The organism is Streptomyces monomycini (assembly GCF_022271435.1).
GTDB lineage: Bacteria > Actinomycetota > Actinomycetes > Streptomycetales > Streptomycetaceae > Streptomyces > Streptomyces monomycini.
Genome location: NZ_JAFIQY010000020.1, coordinates 69527 through 81565, shown reverse-complemented (window position 1 = coordinate 81565; position 12039 = coordinate 69527). Strand labels below are relative to the sequence as shown.

Genomic DNA, 12039 nt, shown 5'->3' with positions numbered 1-12039 from the left:
TGCTCAGCATGTGCGGCAAGCCCTCCCGTGTCAATGCCCTCCCGGCCCCCACAGGCACGTCCCCCCGCCGCCCCCGGCCCTACGCCCGCGCGCCGACCATCCGCAGCACCAGTCCGGCATACAGATCGCCCACCTCCTCGGGCGTACGGGCGCCCTCGGCGGAGAACCAGCGGGCCACGTCCACACACAGCGACAACACCGCGAGCGTCGTGCCCGGCACGTCCCCGACCGTGAACTCCCCGGCGTCGGCGCCGTCCTGGAGGATGCCGCGCAGCGCACGGTCGGTGCGCCGCCGCAGGCCGGCCACGTGTGCGTAGTGCTCCTGGCTCAGCGCTTGCAGCTCGTACTGGATGACCCGGGCGGTGGTGTGGTGCCGGGCGTGCCAGCACGCGAAGGTGCGGACGGCGGCGGCGAGCCGCTCGGCGGGGCCGCCGTCGGCGCCGGCCGCCTCCTCCATGATCCGCAGGGCCTTCTCGTGGCCGATGCCGCTGATCCGGAAGAGCAGCTCTTCCTTGGTCTTGTAGTGGATGTAGAGCGCGGCGGGGCTCATGCCGGCCCGGCCCGCGATGTCGCGGGTGGTGGTGGCGTGGTAGCCGCGCTCGGCGAACGCCTCGACGGCGGCACGGACCAGACGGCGGGCCGCTTCCGGGGACACGTCGGCCCAGTCCTCCGCCGAGCCGTCCGCCTGCTCCGCCTCCGTGACCATCGCGCACCCCGATCCTCGGTCCGCCACGGGCCATCCGCGGCGGACCGAACACCTTACCCCGCCGGTGAGCAAGCGCTTAGAACCGCCGGGGCGGGGCGCGCGGGCCCCACAGCGGCCCCGCGGCGGCTCCCGACGGCTCCCGGCGACTCGCGGCGACCTCACTGCGACCTCGCTGCGACCTCTCAGCGATCCCGCGGCGCCCCCGCCGTCAGAACGCCGACACCCCGGTGAGCGCCCGCCCGATGAGCAGCTTCTGGATCTGGCTGGTGCCCTCGTACAGGGTCATCACCCGGGCGTCCCGCAGAAGCTTGCCGACCGGGTACTCGTCGATGTAGCCGTAGCCGCCGAAGACCTGGAGCGCGCTGTTCGCGGCACGTACCGCCGCCTCGGAGGCGAACAGTTTCGCCTTGGACGCCTCGGTGGCGAACGGTTCGCCGCGGTCGATCAGATCGGCGACCCGCCAGGTCAGCAGGCGCGCGGCATCCACGTCCACGGCGATGTCGGTGATCAGCTCCTGCACCAGCTGGTGGTGGGCGATGGTCCGGCCGAACTGCTCGCGTTCCGTGGCGTACCCGACGGCGGCGTCCAGCGCGGCCTGCGCGATGCCCACACAGCCGGCGGCGACCGACATCCGGCCCTTGGCCAGCGCCGACATCGCGACGGAAAAACCTTTCCCCTCGGGGGCCAGCAGGGCGTCGGCGGGCACCCGCACGTCCTGGAGCACCAGTTCGGCGGTGGCCTGGCCGCGCAGCCCCAGCTTGCCATGGATCTCGCGCCGCTCCAGACCGGGCGTGTCCGTGGGGACGAGGAAGGCGCTGACGCCCTTGTGGCCGGGGGCGTCGCCGGTGCGCGCGAAGAGCAGCACGACATCGGCCCAAGTGCCGTTGGTGATGAACATCTTGCTGCCGTCGACGACGTAGGAGTCGCCGTCCCGCACGGCGCGGGTGGTCAGGTTGCCGGCGTCCGAGCCGGTGCCGGGCTCGGTCAGGCCGAAGCAGCCGATGGCCTCGCCGGAGGTCAGCGGGGGCAGCCACCGCCGCTTCTGCTCCTCGCTGCCCCAGGCCGCGACCGTCTTGGCGACCAGGCCCAGCGACACCGAGACGATGCCGCGCACCGCGGAGTCGCCGCGGCCCAGTTCCTCGGTCACCAGCGCGTAGGTGAGGTGGTCGCCCCCGGAGCCGCCGTACTCCTCGGGGACCGTCAGACCGAGGAAGCCGACCTCGCCGAGTCTCTTCACGATGCCCCGGTCGACGCGTTCGGCGCGGTCCCAGGCGGCGGCGTGCGGCGCGATCTCGCGGTCGACGAAGTCCTCGGCGAGCCGCCGGGCGGCAGCCTGCTCCTCGCTCAACTCCAGGTTCATCAAGACCCCTCGCGCAGGGACGCGGCAGCCGGGCCGCCCGGAACGGCCGGACGGCCCATTAACTACCACTGCTAGTTTTCGGGCGGCAGCCTCTACTATGTGCGGCATGGCCCGACCCCGCAAGCCCCTCCTGAGCCGGGAGCGCATCGTCGCCACCGCGCTCGCGCTCATCGACGCGGAGGGCCTGGCCGCCCTGTCCACCCGGCGGCTGGCCGCCGGACTGGGCGTCAGCGGGCCGTCCCTGTACAACCACTTCACGACCAAGGACGCCCTCCTGGACGCGGTCGCCGACACGGTGATCGCCGAGGTGGACGTCTCGGCCCTCGCCACCGGCGCGGACTGGCGCACCGGCCTGCTGGCCTGGGCCCGTTCCTACCGCGCGGCGCTCGCCGCGCACCCGAACATCGTCCCGTTCCTCGCCCAGGGCCCCGGCCGCCGCCCGGCCGGTCTGAAGATGGCCGACGCGGCCTTCGGCGGCATGGTGGAGGCCGGCTGGCCGCCGGCCCAGGCGACCCGGATCTGCGCCATGATCCGGTACTTCGTCGCGGGCTCCGCGCTGGGCTCCTTCGCCCGCGGTTTCGTGGCCGACCCGAGCGCCTACGACCCGGCCGACTACCCGCACCTGGGCCAGGCCCATCTGCTCGCCGAGCATCAGCAGCGGGTCGACGAGGGGGCGTTCGAGACGGGCCTGCTGGCGCTGGTCGACGGGCTGGCGCTGCGGCACCCGGAATCCGCCCCGCCCCCGCACAGATAGCTGTAGGGTGCATCCGCCCGGGTGGTCCCGGTGCGGAGCGCGTACGGCCCGACGGCGTGCTCCGGGTGCCTGAGGGGAGACGACGTGCGAGACCCGATCGCCGCGCTGCGGGACCGGACCACCCCCTGGACCCGGCATCCCGGCCCCCGGTACCTGCGCCACGTCCTGCGCGGCCAGGCCCAGGTCGACTTCCTGCCCAGCGCGGTCACCGGCGCGGTCTTCTCCGTCGCGCTGTTCGCCGCGGGCTGGGCGTACGGCCTGTACGGGCTCCTCGGTACGGCGGTGGGCACGGCCACGGCCCACCTGCTGGGTGTGGACCGCGAACGCGTCACCGCCGGACTCGAAGGGTTCAACGCCTGCCTGGTGGCCGTCGGTTCCGCGGTCTTCCTCGGCGCCGACCACCTGTCCACGGCCCTGCTCGCGGTGGGCGGCAGCGTGGTGGTCACGGTCGTCACCGCAGCCACCGCACGCGTACTGAACACCTGGCGGCTCCCGACGCTCACCCTCCCGTTCTGCCTGGTGGCGACCGCGCTGACGACCGCGGCACCCGGCTTCGCACGCGTCTGGCACCAGGCCGTGTCCCCCGCCGCCCTCCCCCGGCCCGTCGGCCCACCCACCGCCCTGACCTTCACCGACCTGTGGCACGGCCTCTTCGCCGACGTCGCCCAGATCTTCTTCATGCCGCAGTGGTACGTCGGCGCGCTCTTCCTCGCCGGCATCTTCGTCGCGAACCGTACGGCGGGCACGATGGCGGTCGTCGGCAGCGTGACCGGCATCGCCACCGCCTGGGCCCTGGGCGCCCCGGCAGCCCGGATCGCGTCCGGCGCGGCGGGCTACAACGCGGTGCTGGTCGCGATGGCACTGTGCGGGGTGTTCCTCCCGTCCGGCCGCCGGACCGCGGCGTACGCGGTGGCCGGCGCGGCCACCGCGACGGCCCTGACCCCGGCCCTGGCCGCACTCACCGCCCCGTCCGGAGGCCACACCTTCACCTGGCCTTTCGTCCTGACCACGCTCGTCTTCCTGGCGGCGGCGCCGGCGTTCCCGGCCTTGCGGAAGGCCGGGGAACCGGCGGCTGCCGCCGGGCCGGAGCAGGAAGAACGCCCGGGCGGCCCGGCACTCGCCGACGGCCACTGACACGACCGCCTCGGGCGGCACGGACGGTACGTCGTGCACGTTCGCGAACGGTGTGCCGGGAAGTCTGGTCGGCGAACGAGCAGGACTCCGTCTGCCGACCCGGGGAGAAGATCATGGTGCGTCGCGACGGCCACCTTTGCCACCTTCCACTGGCCGCTCCGCCCGGCGCCGACGTCGGGTGGGGGTTCCCTGGTGGGTCTGGCTGGTCACCGCCCTGTTCGCCGTGTTCGCTCTGTACGCCGCATGGGACACCCGGCGGCAGCGGACCAGGATTCCGCGGGCCGAGCAGGTGGAGGCGCTGAGAAGAGAGCTGCGGGCGCAGGCTCCAAACGGCCGAGGGCATGTGCGTGTCGTCCCAGGACACTTCCCCACCATCACCGCGCCCGAAGCCGAAAGGGTGGCGGGCGAGGAAGGCTTCGCCCGGCAGACACACGGAGTCAAGGGGCTGTGGCTCTTCTACCGGAAGGGCACCCGGCCAGGCTCCACAGCGGCTCTGGATGTCCGGGGCGTCCCCGGCCCGGAGGAAGTGCGGCGGAGCGCCGCGGCGCGCCAAGTGGCCGCATGGTCGCGCGAACGCGACGGCTTCGATCCACTGGACGAAGCCACCCTCAAGACGGCGGAAGACGGCGTACGCAGACTGCGCGCCAAGCGGGACCGGCTCGTCGTCGGGGCGTTTTTCGCCCTCATGGTCGGCGTCTTCACCGCGATCGCCGTGGGCGGGGCCTGGCTCAACGGCTCGCTGCCGGGCGGTTTCACCAAGGGGGACGACTGGTCGGCGTACACACTGGGGAATGTCCTCGCAGCGGGCGGGCTGCTGCTCGGCAGCCACTGGATTCGGCGCGGCAAGCGGGCGAAACAGGAGAGCCGCGCCCGTCATGAGCCGGTCCTCGCGGCCTACCGGGACGCGGTCCTGGCACACGAGGCCGTCAGCCCTGGCCCGCGCCCGCATACCGCCGCAGCCCCACGTACCCCAGCACCGCGTACACCGCCACCACCACCGCACCGATCAGCAGGAAGACGCTGCCCAGACCGGTGAGGGGCAGCAGCCCGGAGACGGCCAGGAGCAGCATCGCCACGAAGGAGAGGGAGTTGCCCACGACGACGGTCGTGGCCGGGCCCTTCGGGATGCGCGGGTAGCCGGCGATCAGGGCGAGGGCCGCGGCGCCGCCGAGCATGGCGATGCCGAGGGGGAGGGACCAGGTGGTCGGGATGCCGAGCGGTGCGCTGAGCGGCTTGCCGCCCGCGAGCAGGACGACGCCGAACGCGGCGGTGCTCCAGCTGTCGATCCTCAGGACCGTGCGCAGCAGTTCCCGGCCGGCCGCCGGAGCGGGGCGGGCCGCGGTGCCGGTCGTGGTGGTCGTCGTGGTGGTCATGCGCGTCTCCTCCTGGCGTGGCCGGTACGGGAGACGATGCCGTGACCGGGGCGGAGCCTCAATGACCTCCCAGGTCATGGAGTGCTGACCGCCGCCCCGGCACGGTGGGCCCGCCGGGCCGGCCGGGTCAGAAGACGACCAGCGCGCGCCCTCCCTTGCCCTCCCGCATCGCCTGGAAGGCGGCGGGGATGCCGTCGAGGGTGATGTGTCCGGTGACCATGGCGGACAGGTCGAGCGCGCCGCTGCGGACGTGTTCGGCGATGCGCGGCAGGTCGGCGGCCGGGTCGCTGTTGCCGTAGACGCAGCCGGAGAGCGTACGGCCGAAGTAGAAGAGTTCCAGGGCGGAGAAGGTGACCTGCTGGTCCTGGCCGCCGATGCCGACGACGGTGGTGCGCCCGCCGCGCCGGGTGGACGACCAGGCCGTACGGATGGTGTCCGCCCGGCCCACGCACTCGATCGCGACGTCCGCGCCGGGTCCGCCGGTGAGTTCGCGGACGCGTTTGGCGGTGTCGTCCGAGGCGAGGAGGAACGCGGTGGCGCCCGCGGCGCGTGCCAGTTCTTCCTTGGCCGGGGACACGTCGACGGCCACGATCGTGCCCGCCCCCGCGATCCGCGCGGCCTGGAGGGTGGACAGGCCCACGCCGCCCACGCCGAACACCGCCACCGACTCCCCCGCCCGTACCCGCGCGCTGTGGTGCACGGCGCCCCACCCGGTCAGCACGGCGCAGCCCAGCAGCGCCGCGTCGGTCAGCGGCACACCGGCCGGCAGCGGCAGCGCCGCGTGGGCCGGTACGACCGTCTCCTCGGCGAAGGCGGCGGTGCCGAGGCCGGGGTAGAGGTCGCTGCCGTCGGCGGCGAGCTTGGCGTACGGGATGCCGGCCGCCTTGCCGGCGTGGGCGCACAGCCAGGGCTCGGCCAGCCCGCAGAAGTGGCAGTTCCCGCAGGAGGGGGCCCAGTTCAGGACTACCTGGTCACCGGGGGCGAGGGTGTCGACGCCCGCGCCGACGGCGGTGACGGTGCCCGCCCCCTCGTGCCCGAGGACGGCGGGCGCGGGCTGCCGCAGGGTCCCGTCGGACAGCGACAGGTCGGAGTGGCAGACGCCGGCCGCCGCCAGGCGGATGCGCACCTGGCCGGGGCCGGGCCCGGGCAGTTCGATCTCGGCGACCTCCAGCGGGGCGCCCACGGCGGTCAGTACGGCGGCACGGGTCATACGGAGGTGGCTCCCTGGTCGGTGGACGTACGGGGGGGGCGGCACGGGTACGGGGGCAGGGCGGTACGGGTACGGGGCCGCCCGCCCCGGCCCGGGGCGGGGTCAGAGCTGGAGGGACTTGGTCTGGAGGTACTCGCTCAGCCCGTGCGGGCCCAGTTCCCGGCCGATGCCGGACTGCTTGTAGCCGCCGAACGGCGCCAGCGGATTGAAGCGTCCGCCGTTGATGTCGACCTGGCCGGTGTCCAGGCGCCGCGCGAAGGCGACCGCCTCGTCCTCGTCGCCGGCCCAGACCGCGCCGGCCAGGCCGTAGACCGTGCCGTTGGCGATCCGTACGGCCTCATCCTCGTCCGCGTACGGCAGCACCGCGACGACCGGGCCGAAGATCTCCTCCTGGGCGATGGTCATGCCGGGTGTGACGTCGGCGAAGAGGGTCGGGCGGACGTAGTAGCCCCGCTCGCGGCCTTCGGGGGCCTCCGGGCCGCCCGCGACGACCCGGGCGCCCTCCTCGATGCCGCGCTCGATGTAGCCGCGGACGCGGTCGCGCTGGGTGGCGCTGACGACCGGGCCGAGGCGGCTGGTGCCGTCCAGCGGGTCGCCCGGCACGTACTTGGCGATGGCCGCGGCGGCCAGTTCCAGGGCCTCGTCGTACCGGTCGGCGGGGACCAGCAGCCGGGTCCAGGCGCTGCACGTCTGTCCGGAGTTGGCCATGACGTTGGCGATGTTGACGCCGACGGCCTTGCCGAGGTCGGCGCTGGGCAGCACCACGTTGGCGGACTTGCCGCCGAGTTCGAGGGCGCAGCGCTTGACGGCGGCGCCGGCCAGGGCGCCGACCTTCTTGCCCACGGCGGTCGATCCGGTGAAGGAGACCAGGTCGACGTCCGGGTGCTCGGCCAGGGCCTGGCCGGCGACCGGGCCGCGCCCGGTGACGAGATTGAAGACACCGGCCGGTACGCCCGCCGCGTCCACGCACTCGGCGAAGAGCTGGGCGACCAGCGGGGTGTTCTCGGCGGGCTTGAGGACGACCGTGCAGCCCGCGGCGAGCGCCGGGGCCACCTTGGCGACGATCTGGTGCAGGGGGTAGTTCCAGGGGGTGATGGCGCCGACCACACCGGCCGGTTCGTGCAGGACGGTGGAGGTACCGATCTTCTCCTCGAAGGCGTACGTGGCGGCCAGTTCGGCGTACGAGCCGGCGACCATGACCGGGACGGCGGCCTGCACCGCCTTGCTGAATGCCAGCGGCGCGCCCAGCTCGGCGGTGATCGTCTCGGCGATCTCCTGCGCGCGCCCGGCGAGCTGGTCGCGCAGCGCGGTCAGCCGGGCGGCGCGCTCGGCGGGCGCGGTGCGGGCCCAGCCGGGCAGGGCGGCGCGGGCGGCCCGTACCACGGTGTCCACGTCCTGGGCGGTCCCGGCGGGGACGGTGGCGATGACCCGTTCGTCGGCCGGGTTGACGACCTCGATGGTGTCCGGTCCGGCGGCGGGCCGCCAGCTTCCGTCGATGTACATGGCGTCGTGCTGCTTCACGTCGTCGCCCTCCCGTGCCGGCTGCTGTCCCGTGAGTGCGAAGGTACTCGCCGGGCCAAACTAGCGGTGGTAGTTTTCCGGCGCCAGCCCCCCGTACCGGCCACCCGGGAAGGCGCCGGCCGGTGTCCGGCCCCGCCCCTCAGCGGCGGGCCGTCAGCAACGGCTGGAAGTAACCGCCCTCCTCCGGCTCGTGCCAGGCGGGGCGCTCGAAACCGGCGGCCGTGACGAAGGCGGTGACCTGGTCCCGGGTCAGCGCCCAGGAGGCCGCCCGCCGGCTGCGCACCTCCCAGGTGTCGCCGCGCGGCAGCAACTGGACGAGGTCGAAGTCGTAGTGCTCGCCGTCGTCGTGCCACTCCCACAGTTGGAACGTGACGGCCCGGCCGCCGCCGGGGAGGCGGGTGACGCGGGGCGGCAGCACTTCGCGGCGTTCGCGGCGCGCTTCCTCGTAGGCGCGCATGCCGAGCTGGAGTTGGCCGCCGGGGCGCAGCACCCGCCACATGGAGCCGAGGGCCGCGCGTACCGACGCGGGGGTGGTGAGGAGGGCGAGGGAGTTGTCCGCGCACACCACCGCGTCGAAGAGGGCGTCGCGGAACGGGAGGTTCCGCATGTCGGCGGCGGCGGTCGGCAGGTGCAGGCCGCGGGCGGCGGCTTCGGCCGTGGCGCGGGCCGCCGCGACCGGGCTCAGGTCCGTACCGGTGACGGCGTGCCCGGCCGCGGCCAGGCCGATGGCCTGCGTACCGATGCCGCAGGCGCAGTCCAGGACCCGGTGCGCGCGGTCGCCGAGCGCGGCGCGCAGGTGTCCGTCGAGGGCGCGGCCCTGCTGGGTCACGGCGGCGGTCCAGTCCGGGTACAGCAGGTCGTACGTCGGGGCGAGTTGGTCGAAGAATCGTTCCAACGGCGGGTCCGGCATGGGGTCACGATAGTGCGGCGGGGGCGGGTCTTCACCGGGTGGCGCGGGTTCCGTCGCCGGGCGGCGCGGGGCCTTCACCGGTTGGCGTGGGTCCCGTCGCCGGGGGCGGGCGCCGAGGAACCGTCGGCGCTTCCGGGGACAGGCGCCGAGGAATCACCCGTACTCCCCGGAGCGCCGACGGCGCCTTCGGGACGTACGGGCTCCGACGTCCCGCGCGCCGGGCGGGCGGCCACGGCTGCCGAGACCAGGAGCAGGACGCCGAGCAGCGCGAAGGGCGCCGCGGTACCGGCCAGTCCGGCCAGCAGGCCCGCCGTCGCGGGCGCCGCGACCTGGCCGAGGCGGTTGCCGGTCAGCCGCAGGGCGAGGGCCGTGCTGCGGGCCGCCGCCGGGGCCGCCTGGACGACCGTGGTCATGGACAGCGGCTGGCCGACGCCGAGGCAGAAGCCGAGGACGCCGAGCATCACGGCCAGCGCCCAGACCGGCGCGGGCAGGGTCAGCCCGGCGCAGAGCAGGCCCGCGAGCGCGCAGCTGCCCGCCATCAGGGCGGTGCGTCCGAGCAGCCGGATCATGGGCGTCATGACCAGCCGGCAGGCGACCGTGGCCGCCGCGCGCAGGCTGAGCAGCAGTCCGACGGTGGCGGGCGCGATGCCCCGGTCCTCGCCGATGACGGGGAGGTAGGCGGTGAGGATGTCGGTCGCGGAGAGCACCGCGAGGCTCATGAAGATGCCGGCCGCTACGCCCCGGGTGCCGAGGATGCTCCGTACGGGCGTGCGCGGCGCCGGTGTTGTACGTCCCCGGGTGCCCAGGGCACTCCGTACCGGCGTGCGTGCCGCCGTTTTCGTACGTCCCCGGGCGGGACGTGTGGCCCCGGAGGCGGCCGCCGGGCGGTGTTCGAGGCGCCACAGGGACAGGTACGCGAAGGCGGCTAGGGCGCCCGCGGCCAGGAGCGCGGTGGCGCTGGTGGCCGCCATCGCGCCGTCGTGCCCGGAGACGACGAGCCCGGCGGCGGCCGGGCCGACGAGCTGGCCGAGGGAGGCGCCGATGGTGAAGTGGCCGAAGTTGCGGTCGCGTTCGTCGGGGGCGCTGCGGCGGGCGACGATGGACTGGGCGCCGATGACGAAGCACAGGTGGCCCAGGCCCATCACCCCGCTCCAGGCGGCCATCGCGGGCAGCGAACCCGCCACGCCGCTGAGCGCGCAGCCGCCCGCGATCAGCGCGACGCCGGCGACGAGCAGCGGGGCGCAGCGGCCGTGGTCGGTACGGCGGCCCAGCGGTACGGCCACCAGCAGCGGCAGCAGCGCGTACACCGCCGTGATCACGCCGACCGCCCGCTCGTCCGCGCCGAGCGCCAGCGCCCGGTAGGAGACGGCGGGCCGGGCCATGCTCACCGCGGCCTGGGCGAAGGTGAAGGTGATGACCAGGCGCAGCAGCCAGCCCCGGCCGGGTGTCGCGGCGTCCACGGGTCAGATGATCCCGTACAGCAGGCCGGCCGCGAGGACGACCAGGGAGGTCAGTACCGCCCATTTCACGGTGAAGCGGGTGTGGTCGCCGAACTCCACCTTCGCCATGCCGACGAGGACGTACACGGCGGGGACCAGCGGGCTGGACATGTGCAGGGCCTGGCCGACGAGGGAGGCGCGGGCGATCTCCAGGGCGCCGACGCCGTGCGCGGCGCCCGCCTCGGCGAGGATCGGGACGATGCCGAAGTAGAAGCCGTCGTTGGACATGAAGTACGTGAGCGGGATGCTCAGGACGCCGGTGACGATGCCCATGTGCGGGCCGAGCCCGTCCGGGATGCTGTCGACGAGCCAGCGGGCCATGTGCTCGACCATGCCGGTGCCGGTGAGGACGCCGGTGAAGACGGCGGCGGCGAAGACCATGCCGGAGACGTTCAGGACGTTCTCGGAGTGTGCGGCGATACGGGCCTTCTGGTCCGGCATGTGGGGGAAGTTGACGGTGAGCGCGGTGGCGGCGCCGAGGAGGAAGAGCACCGGGATGGGCAGGGTCTGGAGGACGAGGAGGACCAGCAGCGCGACGGTGAGGGCGGCGTTGAACCAGTAGAGCTTGGGGCGCAGGGTGGCGCGGTGCGGGTCCAGGCCCTGGAAGTCGTCGGTGCCGGGGGCCGCGTCACCGGTCGCGGTGCCCGCGGGGGCCGAGCCGCCGCTGCCGCCGACCGCCACCGCGGGACGCGCCTTCGCCGTACGCGCCGCCGCCGTACGCAGGACAGTCGTACGGACGCGGGCCCCGAAGCCCCAGGTCGCCGCGGCGAGCACCGGCTCGCCGGCCGTCCGTCCGGGCACCGGGCCCTCCGTCGCGGCCCCGGCGTCGTCGAGCGTGAGCAGGCCGAGCCGCTTGCGCTCACGGCGGCCGAGGACGTACGCGAGGAGGAAGACCGCGACCAGGCCGGTGGCCAGCGCCGGGACCATGGGGACGAAGATGTCGCCGGCGTCCAGCTTGAGGGCGGTGGCGGCGCGGGCGGTCGGGCCGCCCCACGGGACGGTGTTCATCACGCCGTTGGCAGTGGCGGCGACGCCCGTCATGACCACCAGGCTCATCTTCAGGCGGCGGTAGAGCGGGTAGAGCGCGGACACCGTGATCATGAAGGTGGTGGAGCCGTCGCCGTCGAGCGAGACGATCGCGGCGAGCAGCGCGGTGCCGACCACGACCCGGACCGGGTCCGCCTTGCAGAACCGCAGGATGCCCCGGACCACCGGGTCGAACAGCCCGACGTCGATCATCACGCCGAAGTAGATGATGGCGAACATCAGCATCGCGGCGGTCGGCGCCAGGTCGCCCACGCCCTTGAGGACGTACTCGCCCAGGTGCGCCCCCTTGCCCACCAGGACGCAGAAGAGCGCGGGGATCAGGATGAGCGCTGCCATCGGCGACATCTTCTTCGTCATGATCAGCGCCAGGAAGGTGGCGATCATGACGAATCCGAGGATTGTCAGCATGGGGGTACCTCACGTTCGCCTTCGAACACCGCCCGGGACGGCGGTCGAGGCGACGGTAGGTGGCCGAAACTTTCGTTAACAAGGTCTTGACGCGCGAGCAATACGAGCAAAACAGCG

General features: G+C 74.0%; 11 protein-coding genes. 3 read left to right on the top strand and 8 right to left on the bottom strand.

What is annotated here, in order from left to right; genetic code table 11:
* Nucleotides 1–79 precede the first annotated feature (79 nt).
* Nucleotides 80–706 carry a TetR/AcrR family transcriptional regulator gene (locus JXZ78_RS22450; protein ID WP_030023809.1) on the bottom strand — a complete coding sequence of 209 codons (627 nt, stop codon included), beginning with the start codon at nt 704–706 and terminating at the stop codon, nt 80–82.
* A 208-nt stretch (nt 707–914) separates the two neighbouring features.
* Nucleotides 915–2066: an acyl-CoA dehydrogenase family protein gene (locus tag JXZ78_RS22445; RefSeq protein ID WP_030023807.1), complete on the bottom strand. Its 1152-nt coding sequence runs from the start codon at nt 2064–2066 to the stop codon at nt 915–917.
* Nucleotides 2067–2172: 106 nt separating this feature from the next.
* Between JXZ78_RS22445 and JXZ78_RS22440 the strand changes: the two genes are divergently transcribed.
* From JXZ78_RS22440 to JXZ78_RS22430, 3 genes are all read left to right on the top strand, one after another.
* Nucleotides 2173–2820 carry a TetR/AcrR family transcriptional regulator gene (locus JXZ78_RS22440; RefSeq protein WP_030023806.1) on the top strand — a complete coding sequence of 216 codons (648 nt, stop codon included), beginning with the start codon at nt 2173–2175 and terminating at the stop codon, nt 2818–2820.
* 84 nt (nt 2821–2904) lie between these two features.
* Nucleotides 2905–3954 (top strand): urea transporter, encoded by a 1050-nt coding sequence (locus tag JXZ78_RS22435; protein ID WP_078624601.1) that lies wholly within the window; start codon nt 2905–2907, stop codon nt 3952–3954.
* Between the two features lie 178 nt (nt 3955–4132).
* Nucleotides 4133–4990, top strand: a complete 858-nt coding sequence (locus JXZ78_RS22430; protein WP_157851726.1) for a hypothetical protein — start codon at nt 4133–4135, stop codon at nt 4988–4990.
* Here the strand turns inward: JXZ78_RS22430 and JXZ78_RS22425 are convergent.
* The 6 genes from JXZ78_RS22425 to JXZ78_RS22400 form a co-directional block, all read right to left on the bottom strand.
* Nucleotides 4881–5327, bottom strand: coding sequence for a hypothetical protein (locus tag JXZ78_RS22425; protein ID WP_030023804.1), 447 nt, complete (start codon nt 5325–5327; stop codon nt 4881–4883). The genes JXZ78_RS22430 and JXZ78_RS22425 overlap by 110 nt on opposite strands.
* Nucleotides 5328–5454: 127 nt before the next feature.
* Complete coding sequence (locus JXZ78_RS22420) at nt 5455–6537, bottom strand: Zn-dependent alcohol dehydrogenase (protein ID WP_030023803.1); 1083 nt, start codon at nt 6535–6537, stop codon at nt 5455–5457.
* Nucleotides 6538–6639: 102 nt separating this feature from the next.
* Entirely contained in the window at nt 6640–8058 is a 1419-nt protein-coding gene (locus JXZ78_RS22415; RefSeq protein WP_030023802.1) for an aldehyde dehydrogenase family protein, read from the bottom strand.
* A 139-nt stretch (nt 8059–8197) separates the two neighbouring features.
* Nucleotides 8198–8968 carry a class I SAM-dependent methyltransferase gene (locus JXZ78_RS22410; RefSeq protein WP_030023801.1) on the bottom strand — a complete coding sequence of 257 codons (771 nt, stop codon included), beginning with the start codon at nt 8966–8968 and terminating at the stop codon, nt 8198–8200.
* 74 nt (nt 8969–9042) lie between these two features.
* Nucleotides 9043–10428: an MFS transporter gene (locus JXZ78_RS22405; protein ID WP_030023799.1), complete on the bottom strand. Its 1386-nt coding sequence runs from the start codon at nt 10426–10428 to the stop codon at nt 9043–9045.
* 3 nt (nt 10429–10431) lie between these two features.
* Nucleotides 10432–11922 (bottom strand): CitMHS family transporter, encoded by a 1491-nt coding sequence (locus JXZ78_RS22400; RefSeq protein ID WP_030023797.1) that lies wholly within the window; start codon nt 11920–11922, stop codon nt 10432–10434.
* Nucleotides 11923–12039 lie beyond the last annotated feature (117 nt).

Bases quoted from the DNA above. Each gene is read 5' to 3' on its own strand.
- JXZ78_RS22420 (WP_030023803.1), bottom strand. From the start codon at position 6,537: ATGACCCGTGCCGCCGTACTGACCGCCGTGGGCGCCCCGCTGGAGGTC.
- JXZ78_RS22445 (WP_030023807.1), bottom strand. From the start codon at position 2,066: ATGAACCTGGAGTTGAGCGAGGAGCAGGCTGCCGCCCGGCGGCTCGCC.
- JXZ78_RS22400 (WP_030023797.1), bottom strand. From the start codon at position 11,922: ATGCTGACAATCCTCGGATTCGTCATGATCGCCACCTTCCTGGCGCTG.
- JXZ78_RS22450 (WP_030023809.1), bottom strand. From the start codon at position 706: ATGGTCACGGAGGCGGAGCAGGCGGACGGCTCGGCGGAGGACTGGGCC.
- JXZ78_RS22440 (WP_030023806.1), top strand. From the start codon at position 2,173: ATGGCCCGACCCCGCAAGCCCCTCCTGAGCCGGGAGCGCATCGTCGCC.
- JXZ78_RS22410 (WP_030023801.1), bottom strand. From the start codon at position 8,968: ATGCCGGACCCGCCGTTGGAACGATTCTTCGACCAACTCGCCCCGACG.
- JXZ78_RS22425 (WP_030023804.1), bottom strand. From the start codon at position 5,327: ATGACCACCACGACGACCACCACGACCGGCACCGCGGCCCGCCCCGCT.